We start from the raw sequence: 18,646 nt of genomic DNA, 5'->3' as shown, positions 1-18,646 counted from the left end.
TGAATAACAAAGGGAACATTGAGTTAGAGTTAAAATAGGTTTGATTGAAAATCTGGACCGATTAAATAGCTTGTATTTCCTGTATGAGGTAAATACGATGTGTGGAGAAATTAACCGACCCTAGATTCGGAGAAGAGGTCGTAGGCAGCGATGAGGGATTGCCTTTCGGGGGTTGTACCGTATTTGTTGTACGAGTGGATGTCTGATCGGTTTTCCACATAGACAGGAATGTATCGATGCTCCAATTCATCCCAAATGATCAGCAAATAGGTGTAAGGCATCACAGAATTGCGGCCTTTTTCCAGCCATGCATCAAATTGGTCTTCATCCAGCGAAAGCGGATAATCAGGACTATCAAACATACTAAACTCGTTTTTTTTCAAATATAATTACTGTTACAAAGTATATTGCATGATGGCTCAAAGTTCTATGCAAAAAGCAACCTTTATCATCACAAAGATGGATTGTCCTTCGGAGGAAACGTTGATTCGGATGAAGTTGGCTTCCCTTGATACCATTCATCAGCTGCAGTTTGATATTCCTCAACGGAGATTGGAAGTTTATTTTTCGGGTAATTTACAAGCCATTGAGCAAGCAATTGACTCCTTAAACTTAGGAAGTACACTTGGAGAGATGCAGGATGTGGCAACCGCCGATATTCCAAAAGATACGCAAGAGCAAAAACTTCTTTGGACTGTACTTGGGATAAATTTTGTTTTTTTTATTGTTGAAAGTATAGCTGGGCTCGTTTTCAAGTCCATGGGACTCATTGCGGACAGTCTAGATATGTTGGCAGATGCGATTGTGTATGGATTGGCATTGATGGCAGTAGGCAAAGCAGTCAGTACAAAAAAGTCAGTTGCAAAGGTTGCCGGTACGCTTCAAATACTTCTAGCAGTAATTGGTTTTGTAGAGGTGGTACGTCGGTTTTTTGGAGTGGAGTCCTTACCTGATTTTCGTTGGATGATTGGGGTTTCTTTTTTGGCGTTGATTGCAAATGCCTATTGTTTATACCTGTTGCAAAAAAGTAAAAGCCAAGAGGCACACATGAAAGCAAGCATGATATTTACTTCCAATGACATCATCATCAATTGTGGGGTGATGTTGGCGGGTCTTGCGGTGATTTTTTCTGGATCCGCAATTCCTGATTTGATCATTGGTGGGATCGTTTTCCTACTTGTTTTGTATGGAGCCATTCGCATTTTAAGGTTATAAAAAAAGGGCCGAAAAACGCTGGCCCTTCTATATTTCTATTAAAAAAAGTTGCTTATTCACCCATTGCAAACATACCGAAAGTCTCTAAACCAAAAAATACCTAAAACTAGGTATTTTTTGGTTTTCGAACTTATTCTTTTTCCTCCTCAAGTACTGAAGCTGGATCTGAAATGGTATATAATTTCCACCTTCTTTCATCTGTATCGAAGTAGGTCCGCTCATCAGGGAATTCTATAAACTCGTCATCGCCTGAGTTTTGAGGATAGTATGGACTCAGATCTTCTCCTTTGATCAGCAAATCAAAAAGCATCATACTCTTTTCGAGCATTTCAGGAATTTCAAATTTCCATGTTCTGAAAATTTCTTCGTAAAACGTAATATTTTTGTCTGCATCTCTTTGAACGCGGATAGCTAAGGCTACTTTTTTCTGTTTCAGGGAAGGTGCAATTCTGGAAATCATATAATACTCGTACCCATCATGAGGAATGTAAGCCTCTAGGGTATAATCTAAAACAAGTTTAGAATAGTACTCATCAAAGACTTCATTAAACTTGTTCTCATGGGTACCTTTTTTGGGCAAATGTCCGAAATAACGAACGGTAGATAGGAGAAGGGCTTGTTGTTCCTGTTTAGAAAGATGATTGGAAGGATCATAAGGCTCCTTGGTTTGACAGGCAACAAGCACAAATAATAATAGTAGGGATACGTAAAGCTTCATGTGTGTGTAGTAGTGAACTAATGAAAAAGCTTGCCGAACTGACCTTTAACAATTCGGCAAGCCTTGTATTTAGAAAGAACTCAATTTAACGCTGAGAATAATTTCTATTCAATGGATTGAAATCAACCCATCCGTCTGTCCAGTCAGTTGAACCAAATCCACCTATATACTGAACAGTTTTATCAAAGAAATCACCCAATTTAGGATTTGTGAATTCTGCACCTGTAGCCAATGTTCCATTTGGCAATAGGGAAAAGTTAGGATTGCTTGGGTAGGTCTGAAGTGTAAATCTTGCAAAGAAGTTTTCTGGATTTAAACCATAACCTCTGTAGAAACCTTCCCAGTCAGCATCAACTCCAGGAACTTGTACGGTTTGGTTTTTAGCTCTCCAGATATCTTCAACATCTGCAAGGACTGCACCACCACCTGCAGCAAAGGCAGCATTTGGGTGCAACATGATATTATTTTCCAAAGCACCTCTACCAGCTCTGTATTGTTCTGTAACAGAAGCCGTATTGAATCTTAAACCAACAGGGAATCCAGTGAATACGGAGTTAAAGATAGAAACTGCTGTTCTTCTTCTCAAGTCAATCATTTGAACATTGTTGGCAGAAATAGATCTGTTGACACGGTCTCTAGGTCCATACACTGTGATATTGGAGAATGTAGCAGTAGTGTAAGGCTGTACATCGTTGTCATTAGGACCATTATCACACTCAAAAGCATTTGATTGAGACTGATCTGCGAAGAATGGATTTCTCACGACCAAACCGAACTGAATATTTCCAGAGTGACCGAAGTCCACGTCGAAGTCATCATCCCAAGTCGAAATGGATACCAAATATTTTCCATCTACATTTCCACCAAACCACTCGAAACCGTCATCACCACCGTAAGAAACCACTAAATGCTCCATTTTAGTGCCTCTGCCGACACCACCCATAGTAATGGAGTTTGTTTCATTGTTTGGAGTCAATTCGATACCTGCATATTCTACACGTAGAAACTCATATTCACCGGAGTTATCGTTATCATCATCACCACCAAAATTTCTCAATGGCTCGATACCTTCAATAGCTGGATTTGCTTGGTTGGTTCTAGCTCTACCTAAGATTACTAGTCCACCCCAGTCACCTCTATCTCTCTCACCAGGCTCTTGAGCTGAAGTCATCACGATTGGGTTTTCTCTTGTGCCTTTGGCAATGAGTTTACCACCTCTATCTACGATAAGTGTACCTCTGGAACGTTTCTCACCAAAAAGAACTGTACCTGGCTGTATAGTAACTGTGACACCATCCGGAATAAAAACCTGTCCTTGGATTAGGTATTGAAAATCATTTGTCAATGTTCTTGTTGTAAGGTTACCAGAAAGAACAACAATATTACTTTCCTCTTCAAATACAGCCACGACAGCCTTATTTGAACTCATTGTAATCGAAGTACTTGCATTTGTACCGGAAGCATCCCCTTCCCAACGTACAAACTTCCAACCTGCTGCTGGTGTAGCAGTAAGGGTTACGTTTGCATTTTCAGCCTGCTGACTAGTACCTGGCTCTACTGTACCTCCTTGTGAAGGAAGGGAAAGTACACTAAGCGTAAAGGTAGTTGTAGGAGTTTCATCCTCCCCACAAGAGAACATAACTAAGGCAATTGCCAGAGCTAAAGCAGTTCTCAAAAATGTGTTGAAATTTTTCATGGTTTTGTAATTGATTATAAAGTTTAGTTTGTGACTTATTTGATTCTGTAATTCAAGGAAATGCTGTATAAGGATCCCTTTCTCCAAAGGAACATGGGGTCATCAATGGATCGGTCGATTTTAGTGTCGAAGTTGGAATCTTGATAAAATCTGTACTGATAGTTGAATAGATCCTGGATTCCAAACTTCAGGGTAGTTCTATCTCTAAAAGTTTTGCTCACAGTCAAGTCTACCACATGTCTTTCTAATTCGTAGATAGAAGGAAAGTTGGTATTGCCTGCTACAAATATTCTTGGTCCCTGTACATTGTATGCTAAGCTTGCCGAAAAATCCGAGATTGGATCGATGTAGTACATAGCGGCATTAACCATGTAAGGAGACTGGCCTTGAAGTGCTCGTCTGTTTGCTTCAAAAGTTACATCTTCCCCTAAAAACACCTCTGACCATACTAAAGAAGCATTCACGTTAAAAGCTAGGTTTCTTAAGATAGGAGCTGAAGTCACAGTACCCAATGATTTTCTGGCTTCTACTTCTATCCCATAGGTGGTTGCATCTACAGCGTTGTCATAAGTAAACAACAAGGTTTCCGTTACGTTACCTTGCACCATCTCGATTGGATTTTTAAAGTACTTGTAAAAACCACCTACTGAGAATGTTTCACCTTCATTTGGATAAAACTCATATCGCAAATCAAAATTGTCGATTCTCGCCATTTGAAGATTGGCATTTCCAAACATCCCGGCAATCATCTCAAATGAATAGTACAAGAATGGAGCATATTCACGAAACTCAGGTCTATTGACAGTCTTGCCGTACCCTGCTCGGATTAAGGATTTTTTACTGAAGTTGTAATCGATATTCAAAGAAGGCAAATAGGCAAGCTCTATGTTTTCCACGTTGATAGGTCCTGCATCATTTCCACTGGCGACTGTCTGTACGGAATACTCTGTACGCAGACCACCCGAGAAATTAAAATCTCTGATTGGATAAACAGCTCCAATGTAACCAGCCGTTACTAAAGTGCTAGCATCATAAGCATCTGAAGGACGTGTACCCTCTTGGATCAACCAACCATCGCCCTGTCTGTAATTTTCAGGTGCAAAGGCCTGATAAATAGGCTGTCTAAGCAGTTGTTCTCCCACTTCTTGATTGTGGAATCCAGGAAAAAAGGTAGTAATGTAGCGAGCAGAAAAATCCCTCCACTTATAATCCACCAAATAGCCCGCTCTAATGATTCGCGGTCTATCTTTTTCAACACCGGCAAATTTCTTCTCAAAATTTACTCCATTGACCAATCCCGACTCATTGACATAGCCAAAATATCTTCCCAAATCCTGAGGACTGGAGCTTGGAGGAGCAATGATCACAAACTCTTGCTCAGCACCTGACTGAACGATACGTGTTCTCAGACGTCTAAAATCTGGCTCTTCATGGTACAAATGATTCGCACCAAGCACCCAATTCAATTTGGCTGTCTCATCGCTGAACAAGTGCGTACCCTCTAATTGACTAGAAAATAAGCGCTTGGATTCATATCTGAACGAATAATCCTGAGCACCTTCAGGTCTTTGAACAAAATCAGCTCCCGTTCTTACAATGGTTTCATTTTGACCACTAATATTGAATAGGTTTCTGAATTCTATCTTGTTGGAAGCATTTAGTCTTAACATCCAGTTGGACATCAGACCTACCTCGTTCATTTTTTGGTAAGTATTATCAAAATACTCATCACGTTTTTCGGTTGGTCTTCCTGGTTCAGGGAAAAAATAACGGCTTCTGTCGGCTAGGAAATACTGATATTCTTGTGAAATGGAACCACTTGTGATGGTAGACAGTCTTTTCCCAAAAACGTTCCAGTTTTTACCAAAAGCAAATCCGAAATTGGCATTTGGCGCTGCATTGGTTGTGTCCATGCGATAGTTGTTGTCAAGCTGCTGTCCAGCTTGTGCACGTAGCGGGTTTCCTGCACCTACGGAAAGTAATTGATCTGTGGTAGGGAAGGACTCCGGTAGGCCTCTGCTGCTGTCAAAACCTAACCAATCCGTACGTGAACCTCCCGTCTGCGCATACTGTCTAAACGTAGTATTCTGTCTATAAGCAGTACCTATACTGATATTGAAGAAATCTTCATCAGGAGTATTTTTTGTAAAAACTTTAATAAGGCCACCTGCAAAATCCCCAGGAACTTCTGGAGAGGATGACTTATAAATTAGCATCCTATCCAAGTTGTCACTTGGAATCAAATCAAAGGAAAATGTTCTTTTATCAATCTGTGTAGTTGGTGCAACTGAATTGTTTATCATGACCACATTGTAGCGATCGTCCACCCCTCTTACCCTCACAAATTTATTATCAACAATACTTACCCCCGAAACCCGCTTCATGACTTGGGCTGCATTACCATCTTGGGATAATTTGATTTGATCAGCAGAAATACCAGACACTACTTGAAGTGACTTTCTGATTTCAGATACAACCGCTACGTTAGAACCTGTTTCTCGAGAAGCTAGTACTATGACTTCTCCCAAGTCTCCTAAATCCTCTTCTAATTCCACATCTATTACCGTGGCTTTTTCTGAGAAAATTTGGATGTCTTCAAACTTGATGGACTTGTATGAGATAAAAGAGATGAGCACTGTATATTTCCCAGGTTCAACTCTCGTAATTTCAAAATCTCCATCTAGACCCGTGGCAACTCCATAAGAAGTCCCTTCCAAACGGACGTTTGCTCCGATAATGGTTTCACCCGTACGGGCATCTTTCACTACTCCTCTAAGTGAACCGGACTGGGCTATTGCAGCAGACCCAATCAGGACGAGTAGAAATGTTATAAGTAAATTCTTTTTCATTGGATGTTCTCTTTGTACAGCGTGTTTTTTACGAACGCTACAAAGGTCTTCACCAAATGTTACTTGAGTGGGTATGAAAAATTATGAATTTATGAATCTGCTAGCCTAAAATGAAAGAAGCCATCACAATAGTTTCATATTGCAATGGCCTCAAACTGTGTATAAATAATTTAAAACTTACAAAACCCTGAAAATTTGGATAATTTGAGTTATTTCAATGTTACGGATTTGTTAATTGGGATTTTATCCAAAAAGCGCTTCACCAAGTCTCTCGTACTTACATTATCGGCCTCCGCTTCGTAATTCAAAATAATGCGGTGGTTAAGCACGTCTTCAGCAATGGCCTTGATATCTTCCGGCAATACGTAGTCACGCTTATCCATGTAGGCCACAGCTCTGGCTGCAAGATTGAGGTTGATACTTGCCCTAGGAGACACCCCAAATTGGATGTATTTAGACTCCTCTTTTAGGCCATACTTCTCTGGGAATCTCGTTGCAAAAACTAACTCAATAATGTAATGTTCTAACGGTTCTGCTATTTTGACTTCATTGATCTGATTTCTGATAGCGAAAATATCTTCTTTCGAAAGAATAGCCTGAACATCTGAAGTAAAGGTCATATTGGACATTCTTCTCATAACTTCCATCTCATCTGCTTTGGAAGGATAATCAATATGCACTTTCATCATAAATCTATCCACCTGCGCTTCGGGAAGTGGATAAGTACCTTCTTGGTCTACAGGGTTTTGAGTTGCTAATACCAAAAACGGTCTATCCAATTGAAACGTAGTTTCACCGATGGTTACTTGCTTTTCCTGCATGGCTTCCAACAAAGCTGATTGAACCTTTGCTGGAGAACGGTTGACTTCATCTGCTAAGATAATATTGGCGAATATCGGACCTTTCTTCACTTCAAAGTTAGCCTCTTGCTGATTGTAAATCATGGTACCAACCAAATCGGCGGGTAACAAATCAGGGGTAAACTGAATACGCTTGAAATCTAGATGAAGTACCTTTGCCAAGGTGTTAACTGTCAAGGTCTTTGCCAAACCAGGTACACCTTCCAAAAGAATATGCCCATTAGTAAACAATCCGATCAATAATCTATTGATCATACGGTCTTGGCCTACCACTACCTTTTTTACTTCCTCTATTGCCTGTTGGATCTTCTCCTGATGCATGAAATTTATATTTTCTTCGATGAATAGCTATTTAACTAATTGCCTGTTTATTCTTTTTTCTAAACAATCCGCCTAAATTAGAATAATTTGATTTTTTTGGCAACGTGCCGGCCTTCTTCTTGATAAAAGGTAAGAATAATTAACATTTCAACGTCTTCGCTTGACTGAAGGATTGTAGGAAGTCTTTTTTTCTGAACCTTTTTTAGTGTTTTGGATTTTTTTATCGGAAGTATTCAGAAGCTTATAGATTTCCTCCTGGGTAAACTCGCGGACCTCACCTACCTCATAACCTTCAATCGTCAGGTTCTCCATCGACCACCGAACCAATCTTAAGGTAGGAAAACCAACAGCAGCAGTCATCTTTCTCACCTGCCTATTTTTTCCCTCCACCAATGTCAGGGAAATCCATGCATCAGGAACTGACTTTCTGTAACGGATAGGCGGATTCCTCTCTGGAAGTAAAGGGGTCGATTCCAAAAGTTTAGCAAATGCCTTTTTGGTCTGATACATTTTCCCGTCTACATTGATAGAAACACCATTTTCTAAAGCATGAATAGCCTCATTTGTAGGCGTTCCCTCCACTTGGGCCAAATAACTGCGTTTATGACCAAAGACAGGATGCAACAAGAAATTATTTAACGCTTTATCATCTGTGATCAACAGTAATCCCTCACTATCCTTATCCAAACGACCTACAGGATAAACATTTGGGGGAAAATTGAACACATCTTTCAATGTTTCTTGATCCCCACTAAATTGGCTTAGGATTCCAAAGGGTTTGTAGATGACGAAGTAGCGGTAAGACATGTTGATAAGTAATAATTAGATTACAAAGCTAGAAAAAACGATGGGAATGCCATTAAACAAAAAACCCCACATTTCTGTGAGGTTTTGTACTAGGAGCGGGAGCTACCAAAGGTAGCTAAAATCGAATCTACCTGTCGGTAGACAGGCCTGCACGGCTTAGTGGCTACTAGACTCTTCTAAAGCACGTAAAAAGCTTTTTCCACTAGTTGTTTTTAAATATTTCTCTCTTTCACGTGCTTCAGATCTAGTCATAAACTCTTGTGTATAAATTAACTTAAATGGTCTATAAGGCTTTGTTATTCGCTCATATCCACTATTATGTCTATGTAGTCTGTCATCGAGGTTTGATGTTAGACCCACGTAAATATATTTTCTCTCTTTGCTTGAAATAGCATACACGGTAACCATATTCCTTAAAATTAGCTAAAAAAGAAAAACCCTCACAATAAATGTAAGGGTTTTGTACCAGGAGCGGGAATCGAACCCGCACGGCCTAGTGGCCACAAGATTTTAAGTCTTGCGTGTCTACCAGTTCCACCATCCCGGCTTACTCTACTGCTAGAGTGTATGCTTTAAAATACGAAAGCCCTTTATCCAAGGGCCTTTTTGAGCGAGAGACGAGATTCGAACTCGCGACCCCGACCTTGGCAAGGTCGTGCTCTACCAACTGAGCTACTCTCGCTTTTGTGACGTTCACCGTGCGTTTCCGTCTTTTGTGAGCACAAAGGTATACCAGTTTTCTAAATTTGCAAAAGGTGTGAATAAAAAAAATTTCACTTTTTTTCTCAGAACTAGGCTTGAATTTGATTTTCAAGGCCTTACTTTATTCCATTTGCAAAAAGAATTTTCAACATTTCCGGTGTATTCTTTGCACCTACCTTTTTCAATATATTTTTCCTATGTGTATATACTGTATTCACGGAAATATGGAGTTGACCTGCAATCGCTTCAGAGGTAAGTCCATTCATTAGCAGACGAGCCACTTGTTTTTCCTTTTTTGTCAAGTTGACATTCATCTTGAGAGGTTCAGTACGGGTACTTAGGATTTTAGTTCCGTCCTCAAGGGTGTAAGATAAGCTCCAATCATAGCCGGATGTTTGGGGTACAGTAGTGAGCTCTACTATCAAATGTAGGTCAAAAACAATATTACCATTATTGTCTACTAAATAGGGCCTCACCCTGGCGAAAAACCACTTGACTTTTTTGGTATCCTTATGCACCCAACGTACCGTATATGTCCACTCAAATGTCTCCTTCTGTTTTGGTGTTAAGGAATGCCAAGTATCGAATACAATCTTTTGGAAGCGGAACAACTCCGGTAAATCATCTGGGTGAACCATACCCAAGCCCCCTTCCATTCCCTCATTTTTAAGGTAGGATGAAGAAAAACCAGAGATATCCTCGACATTATCCGTGTAAAAAGCCAATTTTAATGCACGGTAATCGAAACAAGCAATTACCAAGCCCTCCTTTAAGCCAATATTTTGTGCCGTAAATTCCAAATTGGCTAATAGTTGGTTTTCATCAGGGTTTGGAACAAACTCCCTCGCCTGCCATTCTTTAAAATAGACAGCATATTTGTCCTGCTTTTGCAGATCTTGAATCAATGACTCTTTCATAAATCGTTCAAAAAACTAATCTAAGAAATTAAAGGAAATTAATTACTTATTTAGTCAAGTTTTTTCTTGATTTCATTTAATTTTAAAAGGGCCTCAATGGGTGAAATCGTATTAATATCAATCGCCTGTAAGATTTCCTGAGCCTCTTTAAACTTGGGGTCAATTTCAAACAGACTTAGCTGATAATTGTTTTTGGGAACGTCTTTCATTTTGTCCGTGGGATGATTCATAGCCTTGTCTTTTTCCAAGTGTGCCATTATCTCTGAAGCACGAAGGACTACCGGATTTGGCATACCTGCCATTTGGGCTACGTGTATACCAAAACTATGTTCACTACCCCCTTCTTTTAACTTCCTCATAAAGATCACCTTATTGCCCACCTCTTTTACAGAAACATTGAAGTTCTTAATCTTTGGAAAATCGCTGGCTAATTGGTTTAATTCATGATAATGGGTAGCAAACAAGGTTTTCGCTCTATATTTTGGATGATTGTGCAAATACTCCACTATGGACCAAGCAATGCTAATGCCATCATAGGTTGAGGTCCCTCGACCTATTTCATCCATTAAAACCAAAGATCTATCCGAAAGGTTATTTAAAATGCTTGCTGTTTCCGTCATTTCAACCATAAAGGTGGACTCTCCTTTGGACAGGTTATCAGAGGCACCCACACGGGTAAACACCTTATCAATAATACCTATCCGAGCATAACTTGCAGGAACAAAGCTTCCCATTTGAGCCATCAACACGATCAATGCTGCTTGTCTTAGTAAAGCAGATTTACCTGCCATATTGGGCCCTGTAATGATGATAATCTGTTGGGAATCATTATCTAGGTAAATATCATTTGGGATGTAAGGCTCCCCTACCGGCAATTGTCGCTCGATAACTGGATGCCTACCGTCTTTAATTTCCAAGGTATCCGTATCCGAAATCTTGGGCATTACATAGTTATTCGTCCGCGCCACGGTTGCAAAAGACAACAGACAGTCAACAGTAGCTAGAATCCGTGCATTTTGCTGTATATTGACCACATATTCAGAAGCATCCTTGACAAGTTCTGCAAAATAGCGTTGTTCAATGGCAATCATTCGATCCTCTGCATTCAGGATTTTTTCTTCATACTCCTTTAATTCTGGAGTTATGTATCGTTCTGCATTGACAAGAGTCTGCTTGCGTATCCACTCTTGAGGCACTTTGTCTTTATGGACATTAGTGACTTCTAAATAATACCCGAACACCTTATTATAAGCGACCTTCAGTGAAGAAATCCCTGTACGCTGTGTTTCTCGTTGTTGTAATGCCACCAAATAGTCTTTTCCTTGATTGGCAAGACCTCTGTATTCATCCAACTCAGCATCCACTCCAGATTTGATGATATTTCCTTGATGCACCAACATGGGTGCATCCTCCATCAATTCCCGCTCAATTTTTTCTAATAAAAACTCACAGCTATGAATTTGATCAGCTAGCTTCTTTAATGATTCATTGGATGATTGCCTCAGCGCCTCCTTAACAGGTAAGGTGTTTTTTAGTGCTTTTTTGAGCTGATTCATCTCCCGAGGATTGATTCGGGCAACAGCAACTTTGGAAATTAACCGTTCCAAATCTCCAATTTGCTTCAAATGCTGTAGAATATCATCCACCAATTCCGCATGCTGATAAAAATAATCCACGATACGCAAACGCTCATCTATGGGCTCTTTCTCTTTCAATGGCAAAACGAGCCACTTGCGCATCATGCGAGAGCCCATAGGGGTGATGGTCTGATCAAGGATCGTAATCAATGGGATACCTCCATCCTGCGGCGAGTATACCAACTCCAAATTGCGAACTGTAAACTTATCCAGCCACACATATTTTTCCTCTGCTATGCGTGCTATGGAAGCAATGTGTTTGACCTCTTTATGTTCCGTTTCTTCCAAATAATACAGAATCGCTCCAGCAGCAATAATCCCTTGCGAAAGATTTTCTATTCCAAAACCTTTCAATGAGGCGGTTTCGAAGTGATTAGTTAATTTTTCATAGGTATAATCATACTGAAAGACCCAATCCTCGCAATGAAATGTTGAAAAATTTTCTTTAAGCATCTCTTGGGCTTTTTGCTTGAAAGCTTTGGAATAAATCACTTCTGATGGGGCAAAAGACTGTATCAGTTTTTCTACATAGGCTTCATTGCCCTCTGCCACCATAAACTCACCCGTCGATAAATCCAAAAAAGCAATTCCAAATAGATCTTTTGAAAAAGCAATTGAGGCCAAATAATTGTTTTTACGCTTGTCGAGGACATTGTCATTGAAGGAAAGTCCAGGTGTCACGAGTTCTGTCACTCCTCTTTTAACAATACCCTTGACCTCTTTAGGATCTTCTAACTGATCGCATATAGCCACTCTATTACCAGCGCGCACCAATTTGGGCAAATAGCTATCCAAGGAATGATGCGGAAATCCAGCCAATTCGATATGGGCTGCCGCACCATTGGCCCGTTTGGTCAGGACAATATCCAAAACCTTACTCGCAACGATTGCGTCCTCTCCGAATGTCTCATAGAAATCCCCTACCCGAAATAGCAATAATGCTCCAGGGTGCTTTGCCTTAATGGCATTGTACTGCTTCATCAATGGGGTTTCTTTTGCGTCCTTTGCTTTGGCCATTTCAACCTGATTAAAATCTTTCTGCTATTTTTGAACTGGAATAAAGCCTGAAATTAACGCATATCATCAGCCTAAACAAAAACACATGAAAAAATTAAGCATGGATGAACTCAACCGACTCAGTGTAGAGGAGTTTAAAAAGGTAGAAAAGATTCCACTAGTGATAATTCTAGACAATGTAAGAAGCCTCAATAACGTGGGGTCTGCCTTTCGTACATCCGATGCTTTTTTGATTGAGAAAATTTATTTGTGTGGGATTACCGGCACTCCTCCCCATAGGGAAATCCAGAAAACTGCACTGGGCGCCACCGAGTCTGTTGCATGGTCTTATGTGGAAAATACCCTTCAGGCTATTGAAGAGTTGAAGAAAGAAGGCTACACTATTTGCTCAGTAGAACAAGTAGATGAATCTATTGCCCTCCACCGATTTGAAGTCGAAAATTCAGGAAGGTATGCCTTAGTTTTCGGGAATGAAGTATTTGGAGTAGATGAAGCTGTGATAAAATCCTCAGACAAGGTAATTGAAATCCCTCAATTAGGAACAAAGCACTCGCTCAATATTTCTGTTTCTATGGGTATCGTAATTTGGGATTTTGTCTCCAAACTAAAAGTTTTACCATAAAAAAAGAGGCTAATAGCCTCTCTTTTGGGTTTATTGGTATTTGCATTTAATCTTCTCTGAATTTGTCTACGATATACAAAAATAAATTGAATGATAACGTAGACATACTTTCTTTTTTAACCTGTTCTTTATCACTCCCTTGTTTGAACAAAGGGTTTTCTTTGCGCTGAACTGGCAGTGCTGGACTTTGAGTAGGCTTAGTTGGCGCTGGTCTCACACCGACAGCGTCTCTTGATTCCATGTATGAGGCATCTGATGATTCAAAATTGATTACATCGGCTGTCCTTGGTACATCCGGCATATTCCTATCCTTATCACTTTGAGCTTCAGCTTTACCGGAGAATAAAAAACCGAAAAATATAAAGCTTAGTATTGCTGGGAAATATTTAAATTCGATTTTATTAAGAGAGTTCATATGATTGATGGCTTGTACAATCTTTTAACACCTAATTTTACGTAAGGTTTCCAAAAGTATAAAAATTTCTTATCGAATGCAAACGATTGACTTTAGTGATTTTCAAAGAATTGAGCTCAGAGTAGGCACAATCGAAAGATGTGAAATCTTCGAAAAAGCCAAAAAACCATCATTTAAGTTATGGATTAATTTAGGCGATCTTGGAATCAAAAAATCTTCTGCTCAAATCACTCAAATTTACAAACCCAAGGACTTAATAGGTAAACAAGTATTGTGCGTCTGTAATTTTCCTCCGAAGCAAATCGCAGATTTTATGTCAGAGGTACTTGTGACAGGTGTGAATAATGAGGAAGGGCATGTGGTTTTGATGACTGTTGATCAACAAGTCCCGAATGGAAGTAGACTTTATTGAAAGAACGAGTTAGGAAGGAGGAAGGGTGAAGGAAGATCATGGCGTAAAAGGCATAAACACAAAATTCAAATTTGAGGAACGTCGATCTCCAATCCACTTTCTGACAGCCTACATGGATATACTTTCAAATCTGGGCAAGCTCCAGCTTTTACCTGGCCACTTTGGAGATCAAACCTGTATTCATGGAGTGGACAAACCACCTCTTTATAATGTGTGATACGGCCCTGGGTTAAGTCTGCTTTTCTATGGGGACACTGTATCTCAAATGCAAAAACCTCTTCTTCCATCCGTACAATTCCCAAATTCATTTCTCCAACCTTAATTTTTTTTACCCGTTGATTGGGAAGGAAGCTTTGAACCTCTTCTTTGCTCCGTCCAAGGAAATATGTTTTCATAAGCGTGAATTTACTCCTAATTTAGTATTTAAACATCTATCAAACTACTGTATGAAAAAGCTATTGATACTACCGTTCCTATTTCTAGGTTCCATCCTAGTAGCTCAAAGCATCGAAGGAGCTTGGAAATTGACCCATCAAAATGGACAAGAAATCACCAATGCCGAATACATCAAACTGATTCAGGATGGTTATTTTGCATTTGGAGCCAAGCTAATGGATGGCAACAAATTTTTAGGAGCAGGGGGCGGAAACATGAAAGTAGAGGGAAATCAATATATAGAATACTTAGATTTCTACACATTGGACCCCGAGCTTGTTGGTACATCATTGATTTACACTTTTGAATTAAAAGGAGACCAACTAGTGTTGAACAAAACGGTGGACGGTCAATCAGTCCAAGAAACCTGGCAGAAGGTGGGTAGTCGCAATGATGCCTTGACAGCCAACTGGGTATTCACAGGAAGAAAATCTGATGGGGAAATCCGAAGAAGTACACCTGGCGATAGAAGAACTGTTAAGATTTTGTCAGGAGGCAGATTTCAATGGATAGCCTTCAATTCTGCTACCAAGGAGTTTATGGGTACAGGAGGAGGAACTTACATTGCTGAAAATGGAAAATATATAGAGGATATTACCTTCTTCTCAAGAGATGACAGTAGAGTCGGCGCATCCTTAGGCTTTGATTTTGAAGTGAAGGATAATGAATGGCACCACTCTGGACTCAGTTCTACCGGAAATCCAATTTATGAGATTTGGAGCAAGTATCGTGACGCCTATAAGCCAGTCAAATAACTTAATAATCCATCTGGATCTAAAAAAAATTTAAGTTTGGTGTCTTTTGGATATATCCCACAGGATACCAAACTTTTATATTTATTACGGAAAGCTTAAACCAGCTTTAACAAGGTTCTGAAGATGACCAATCTATCTCCATACTTCTTTTGTGTTTCAGCCTGAAGTTGGGGAGCAAAATTGCGTTGATAATTCATAATATGGTCCATGCTTTCTGCGAAGTATTGCACCGAATAATTAAGGCTACCATCTTCCGAATCGTGCATGATTTTGAATAGTTTGTTTTCAAGAAACATCCCAGTACTTAGAACATCAGGGATATGGACAGACTTCATCCAGTCCAGCCACTCTTCTTCCATTTCTTTCTCTACATTGACGGTCACATTATATAAATACATATTTTTACGCGTTGAATGAGTTTATATACCAAATAAGTCAACAAATATAGGGTAGTCTTGTTAATTATCAGGGGAAAATAACGCATCATACATGTTCACAAGTACGCTTACCGATAAACTTACTATGCTCGATACTTTCAGACAAAAGCAATCACTTGTCAAACTCGTACTATCCATTGTGTATATCGTGGGAATAGTAGGCATGAGTATTCCTGCTGTAAGGCCTATATTTCAGGCATTAACTCCATTACATTTATTATTTAGTCTTGGTATACTTTTATTATTCCATACTGATTGGAGCAAGGCTTTTATCGGGTTTGCAGTTGCAGCATTTGGAATTGGTTTTATGTCAGAAGTATCTGGCGTACATACAGGTTTTCCATTTGGAAATTATATATACGGACCTGTTTTAGGGTTGAAGCTTTGGGAAGTACCCTTGATGATTGGTGTTAATTGGTTTTTGCTGATCTACACAAGCGGAGAACTCCTCAGAAGAGTTATTTCCAATAAAGTCATGGCTTCCTTGGTAGGTGCTTTGGTTATGACGGGAATTGATTACTTAATCGAACCAGTCGCAATTGCTTTAGACTTTTGGACCTGGGAAGGAGACATTATTCCTCTATCCAACTATTTAGGCTGGATTGGCGTATCTTTTTTAATTCAATTGATTTACCATTATGTGCCATTTAGGAAAGATAATCCTTTGGCAAGTTACTTACTTATCCATCTGATTATTTTCTTTGCAGTGTTGAATTTTATACTTTGAGATATTTGAACAATCTAATTATATCCAAGTTATGTCTGTAATGTATGCTGTAATATTTACAATTTTGGGTTTTTTGTCCATGGAATTGGCAGGTTGGTTCATACATAAGTATATAATGCATGGTCCCTTATGGTCTATTCATAAAACACATCATGAGCCGTCTAAGTCGTTCTTTGAGCTTAATGACATCTTTTCCTTCATCTTTGGCTCTGTTGCCATTGCTCTGATCTTTTTGGGAGTTGGAGAATTGGATTACCGATTCTGGATGGGTGTTGGAATCAGTATTTATGGAATGAGTTATTTCTTTATCCATGATGTACTGGTGCATAGAAGGTTCAAGTGGTTTGATAGACCTAAAAGCAAATGGCTTTTAGGAATATTTAAAGCACATCAAGCGCATCATGCTACCAATAAAAAAGATGATGCGGTATCCTTTGGTCTGTTTATAGTTCCAAAAAAATACTTTAAATTCAAGTAACGTGAGTACCTATTCAATTAAAGATCTCGAACAGCTTTCAGGAATTAAAGCGCATACACTACGTGTATGGGAGCAGCGCTATAATCTATTGCTGCCAAAGCGGACAGATACCAATATCAGGTACTATGATGATGATGACTTAAAGCTGATTCTCAACGTAGCATTATTAAATGATAATGGCTATAAAATCAGTAAAATAGCTAACATGTCTGACGCAGAAATGCGGGAGGAAGTAATGAAGCTTACCGATCGTACCCTAACGCACGATGATCAAATTCACGCATTGACCCTTAGCATGATTGAAATGGATGAGGAGAGGTTTGATAAGGTGTTATCAACCAATATTCTCAAACTTGGCTTTGAACAAACGATGATGAATATCATCTATCCATTCATGTCAAAAATCGGTGTATTGTGGCAAACAGGTGCAATAAATCCTGCGCAAGAGCATTTTATGAGTAATCTGGTACGTCAGAAACTTATTGTGGCTATCGATGGACAATTGTATAAAGGCGGAGGAAAAAAATTCCTATTATTCCTTCCAGAAGGTGAATTACACGAAATCTCCATCCTGTTTGCCGCATATCTCATCAAACTGAGTGGGCATAAAGTAATTTACTTAGGTCAAAGCACTCCAAGTGCTGATTTATTTTCAGTTTATAAATTGCACAAGCCAGATTTTTTAATGACGGTGATCACAACTTCACCGGCAACTGAGTTTGTACAGGACTATATGGATAATCTTGCTGAAAATTTTCCAGATGCTAAAATCATCGTTTCCGGTTATCAAATAGTTGGACAAGACTTTAAGTTTGCAAAAAATGTAACTCCACTTTATTACTTAAGAAGTCTAAAGGAGTATTTGTCTGAAATCAATCAAGTGCTTCAGGAGAAATAGTTGAGCGAATTAGAATAAATGTTAAACAAGGCAGGTTTTTATAAATCTGCCTTTTTTTATTTTAAACCGCTTCAAAATGGGTATAAATGGATATTATGGGACATTCATCGACTAACAATTTTCTTTTTGTTTAAGTTTTTGAAAAAATAATTAGACAAAATTTTTGCAAGTTGTTTAAGTTTTACTACATTTGATTAAACAAAATGATAGAAGCCATGACAACTCTAGAATTCAGTTACTCGTTAAACAAATTATCAAGTTCTTTGAAGCCTTTTGCGCTCAAACTCACAAGAGACGCTGACGATGCCAATGATCTGCTTCAGGACACAATGGTAAAAGCTTTTACAAATAAGGATAAGTTTACAGAAGGTACGAATCTAAAAGCATGGTTGTACACCATCATGAAAAACACCTTCATCACTAACTATCAAAGAATGGTCAGAAGAGGAACATTTGTTGACACTACTGACAATTTGCACTACCTTAATTCGGGTGATTCATTGGTAGAAAATGGTGCTTATGGTGATTTTACCATGGACGATATCTACAGCGCAATTGAGAAATTAGATGATGTGTACAAAATACCATTCATGATGCACTACAAAGGATTCAAATACCATGAAATTGCCGAAAAACTAAACATTCCAATTGGAACTGTCAAAAATAGAATCCATATTGCTAGAAAACTATTAAAAGAGGACTTACACGTGTATCAACACAAAAACTGA

General features: G+C 39.1%; 20 protein-coding genes and 2 tRNA genes. 8 read left to right on the top strand and 14 right to left on the bottom strand.

Annotated elements, in window-relative coordinates; translation table 11 throughout:
- Positions 1-110: 110 nt before the first annotated feature.
- Positions 111-362, bottom strand: a complete 252-nt coding sequence (locus ACXIUD_RS03885; RefSeq protein ID WP_458051302.1) for a hypothetical protein — start codon at positions 360-362, stop codon at positions 111-113.
- A gap of 67 nt (positions 363-429) precedes the next feature.
- Here ACXIUD_RS03885 and ACXIUD_RS03880 point away from each other — a divergent pair, with 67 nt between their 5' ends.
- A complete protein-coding gene (locus tag ACXIUD_RS03880) occupies positions 430-1,215 on the top strand; it encodes a cation transporter (protein ID WP_458051324.1) in 786 nt (261 codons plus the stop codon).
- A gap of 130 nt (positions 1,216-1,345) precedes the next feature.
- Here the strand turns inward: ACXIUD_RS03880 and ACXIUD_RS03875 are convergent, their stop codons facing one another.
- The 10 genes from ACXIUD_RS03875 to mutS all read right to left on the bottom strand — a co-directional run bounded on the left by ACXIUD_RS03875 (position 1,346) and on the right by mutS (position 12,739).
- A complete protein-coding gene (locus tag ACXIUD_RS03875) occupies positions 1,346-1,933 on the bottom strand; it encodes a hypothetical protein (protein ID WP_458051301.1) in 588 nt (195 codons plus the stop codon).
- Between the two features lie 85 nt (positions 1,934-2,018).
- The gene (locus tag ACXIUD_RS03870; RefSeq protein WP_458051300.1) at positions 2,019-3,629 is read right to left on the bottom strand and encodes an InlB B-repeat-containing protein; all 1,611 of its coding nucleotides are present in this window, start codon (positions 3,627-3,629) and stop codon (positions 2,019-2,021) included.
- Positions 3,630-3,664: 35 nt separating this feature from the next.
- Positions 3,665-6,478: a carboxypeptidase-like regulatory domain-containing protein gene (locus ACXIUD_RS03865; protein ID WP_458051299.1), complete on the bottom strand. Its 2,814-nt coding sequence runs from the start codon at positions 6,476-6,478 to the stop codon at positions 3,665-3,667.
- A 209-nt stretch (positions 6,479-6,687) separates the two neighbouring features.
- Entirely contained in the window at positions 6,688-7,659 is a 972-nt protein-coding gene (locus ACXIUD_RS03860) for an AAA family ATPase (protein ID WP_458051298.1), read from the bottom strand.
- A gap of 147 nt (positions 7,660-7,806) precedes the next feature.
- Positions 7,807-8,466, bottom strand: coding sequence for a pseudouridine synthase (locus ACXIUD_RS03855; RefSeq protein ID WP_458051297.1), 660 nt, complete (start codon positions 8,464-8,466; stop codon positions 7,807-7,809).
- Positions 8,467-8,622: 156 nt separating this feature from the next.
- Positions 8,623-8,874: a GIY-YIG nuclease family protein gene (locus tag ACXIUD_RS03850; protein ID WP_458051296.1), complete on the bottom strand. Its 252-nt coding sequence runs from the start codon at positions 8,872-8,874 to the stop codon at positions 8,623-8,625.
- A 55-nt stretch (positions 8,875-8,929) separates the two neighbouring features.
- Positions 8,930-9,013: transfer RNA gene (locus tag ACXIUD_RS03845), tRNA-Leu, on the bottom strand.
- A gap of 62 nt (positions 9,014-9,075) precedes the next feature.
- A tRNA-Gly gene (locus ACXIUD_RS03840) sits at positions 9,076-9,148 on the bottom strand.
- 136 nt (positions 9,149-9,284) lie between these two features.
- On the bottom strand, positions 9,285-10,085 hold the full coding sequence (locus tag ACXIUD_RS03835; protein ID WP_458051295.1) for a LuxR C-terminal-related transcriptional regulator: 801 nt from the start codon (positions 10,083-10,085) through the stop codon (positions 9,285-9,287).
- A 50-nt stretch (positions 10,086-10,135) separates the two neighbouring features.
- A complete protein-coding gene (gene mutS, locus ACXIUD_RS03830) occupies positions 10,136-12,739 on the bottom strand; it encodes a DNA mismatch repair protein MutS (protein WP_458051294.1) in 2,604 nt (867 codons plus the stop codon).
- An 85-nt stretch (positions 12,740-12,824) separates the two neighbouring features.
- On the opposite strand from mutS, the gene ACXIUD_RS03825 reads away from it, so the two are divergent.
- A complete protein-coding gene (locus tag ACXIUD_RS03825) occupies positions 12,825-13,361 on the top strand; it encodes an RNA methyltransferase (RefSeq protein WP_458051293.1) in 537 nt (178 codons plus the stop codon).
- A 46-nt stretch (positions 13,362-13,407) separates the two neighbouring features.
- Here ACXIUD_RS03825 and ACXIUD_RS03820 read toward each other — a convergent pair whose 3' ends face one another.
- Entirely contained in the window at positions 13,408-13,776 is a 369-nt protein-coding gene (locus ACXIUD_RS03820) for a hypothetical protein (RefSeq protein WP_458051292.1), read from the bottom strand.
- 76 nt (positions 13,777-13,852) lie between these two features.
- On the opposite strand from ACXIUD_RS03820, the gene ACXIUD_RS03815 reads away from it, so the two are divergent.
- Positions 13,853-14,188, top strand: coding sequence for a tRNA-binding protein (locus ACXIUD_RS03815; protein WP_458051291.1), 336 nt, complete (start codon positions 13,853-13,855; stop codon positions 14,186-14,188).
- Between the two features lie 65 nt (positions 14,189-14,253).
- Here ACXIUD_RS03815 and ACXIUD_RS03810 read toward each other — a convergent pair whose 3' ends face one another.
- Positions 14,254-14,583 (bottom strand): Rieske (2Fe-2S) protein, encoded by a 330-nt coding sequence (locus ACXIUD_RS03810; protein ID WP_458051290.1) that lies wholly within the window; start codon positions 14,581-14,583, stop codon positions 14,254-14,256.
- Positions 14,584-14,634: 51 nt separating this feature from the next.
- On the opposite strand from ACXIUD_RS03810, the gene ACXIUD_RS03805 reads away from it, so the two are divergent.
- Positions 14,635-15,378, top strand: a complete 744-nt coding sequence (locus ACXIUD_RS03805; RefSeq protein WP_458051289.1) for a hypothetical protein — start codon at positions 14,635-14,637, stop codon at positions 15,376-15,378.
- Positions 15,379-15,473: 95 nt separating this feature from the next.
- Here the strand turns inward: ACXIUD_RS03805 and ACXIUD_RS03800 are convergent, their stop codons facing one another.
- Positions 15,474-15,776 carry a DUF4286 family protein gene (locus tag ACXIUD_RS03800; RefSeq protein WP_458051288.1) on the bottom strand — a complete coding sequence of 101 codons (303 nt, stop codon included), beginning with the start codon at positions 15,774-15,776 and terminating at the stop codon, positions 15,474-15,476.
- A gap of 91 nt (positions 15,777-15,867) precedes the next feature.
- Between ACXIUD_RS03800 and ACXIUD_RS03795 the strand changes: the two genes are divergently transcribed.
- The 4 genes from ACXIUD_RS03795 to ACXIUD_RS03780 all read left to right on the top strand — a co-directional run bounded on the left by ACXIUD_RS03795 (position 15,868) and on the right by ACXIUD_RS03780 (position 18,646).
- The gene (locus tag ACXIUD_RS03795; RefSeq protein WP_458051287.1) at positions 15,868-16,542 is read left to right on the top strand and encodes a carotenoid biosynthesis protein; all 675 of its coding nucleotides are present in this window, start codon (positions 15,868-15,870) and stop codon (positions 16,540-16,542) included.
- Positions 16,543-16,573: 31 nt separating this feature from the next.
- On the top strand, positions 16,574-17,020 hold the full coding sequence (locus ACXIUD_RS03790; RefSeq protein WP_458051286.1) for a sterol desaturase family protein: 447 nt from the start codon (positions 16,574-16,576) through the stop codon (positions 17,018-17,020).
- 1 nt (position 17,021) lies between these two features.
- Complete coding sequence (locus tag ACXIUD_RS03785) at positions 17,022-17,918, top strand: MerR family transcriptional regulator (RefSeq protein WP_458051285.1); 897 nt, start codon at positions 17,022-17,024, stop codon at positions 17,916-17,918.
- A 215-nt stretch (positions 17,919-18,133) separates the two neighbouring features.
- Positions 18,134-18,646 carry an RNA polymerase sigma factor gene (locus ACXIUD_RS03780; protein WP_458051284.1) on the top strand — a complete coding sequence of 171 codons (513 nt, stop codon included), beginning with the start codon at positions 18,134-18,136 and terminating at the stop codon, positions 18,644-18,646.

This window comes from Mongoliitalea sp. (assembly GCF_054166905.1).
This window is presented reverse-complemented; position numbering and strand designations above follow the sequence as displayed.

Coding starts and splice junctions, on each gene's coding strand:
- ACXIUD_RS03885 (WP_458051302.1), bottom strand. CDS start 362: ATGTTTGATAGTCCTGATTATCCGCTTTCGCTGGATGAAGACCAATTT.
- ACXIUD_RS03880 (WP_458051324.1), top strand. CDS start 430: ATGCAAAAAGCAACCTTTATCATCACAAAGATGGATTGTCCTTCGGAG.
- ACXIUD_RS03875 (WP_458051301.1), bottom strand. CDS start 1,933: ATGAAGCTTTACGTATCCCTACTATTATTATTTGTGCTTGTTGCCTGT.
- ACXIUD_RS03870 (WP_458051300.1), bottom strand. CDS start 3,629: ATGAAAAATTTCAACACATTTTTGAGAACTGCTTTAGCTCTGGCAATT.
- ACXIUD_RS03865 (WP_458051299.1), bottom strand. CDS start 6,478: ATGAAAAAGAATTTACTTATAACATTTCTACTCGTCCTGATTGGGTCT.
- ACXIUD_RS03860 (WP_458051298.1), bottom strand. CDS start 7,659: ATGCATCAGGAGAAGATCCAACAGGCAATAGAGGAAGTAAAAAAGGTA.
- ACXIUD_RS03855 (WP_458051297.1), bottom strand. CDS start 8,466: ATGTCTTACCGCTACTTCGTCATCTACAAACCCTTTGGAATCCTAAGC.
- ACXIUD_RS03850 (WP_458051296.1), bottom strand. CDS start 8,874: ATGGTTACCGTGTATGCTATTTCAAGCAAAGAGAGAAAATATATTTAC.
- ACXIUD_RS03835 (WP_458051295.1), bottom strand. CDS start 10,085: ATGAAAGAGTCATTGATTCAAGATCTGCAAAAGCAGGACAAATATGCT.
- mutS (WP_458051294.1), bottom strand. CDS start 12,739: ATGGCCAAAGCAAAGGACGCAAAAGAAACCCCATTGATGAAGCAGTAC.
- ACXIUD_RS03825 (WP_458051293.1), top strand. CDS start 12,825: ATGAAAAAATTAAGCATGGATGAACTCAACCGACTCAGTGTAGAGGAG.
- ACXIUD_RS03820 (WP_458051292.1), bottom strand. CDS start 13,776: ATGAACTCTCTTAATAAAATCGAATTTAAATATTTCCCAGCAATACTA.
- ACXIUD_RS03815 (WP_458051291.1), top strand. CDS start 13,853: ATGCAAACGATTGACTTTAGTGATTTTCAAAGAATTGAGCTCAGAGTA.
- ACXIUD_RS03810 (WP_458051290.1), bottom strand. CDS start 14,583: ATGAAAACATATTTCCTTGGACGGAGCAAAGAAGAGGTTCAAAGCTTC.
- ACXIUD_RS03805 (WP_458051289.1), top strand. CDS start 14,635: ATGAAAAAGCTATTGATACTACCGTTCCTATTTCTAGGTTCCATCCTA.
- ACXIUD_RS03800 (WP_458051288.1), bottom strand. CDS start 15,776: ATGTATTTATATAATGTGACCGTCAATGTAGAGAAAGAAATGGAAGAA.
- ACXIUD_RS03795 (WP_458051287.1), top strand. CDS start 15,868: ATGTTCACAAGTACGCTTACCGATAAACTTACTATGCTCGATACTTTC.
- ACXIUD_RS03790 (WP_458051286.1), top strand. CDS start 16,574: ATGTCTGTAATGTATGCTGTAATATTTACAATTTTGGGTTTTTTGTCC.
- ACXIUD_RS03780 (WP_458051284.1), top strand. CDS start 18,134: ATGACAACTCTAGAATTCAGTTACTCGTTAAACAAATTATCAAGTTCT.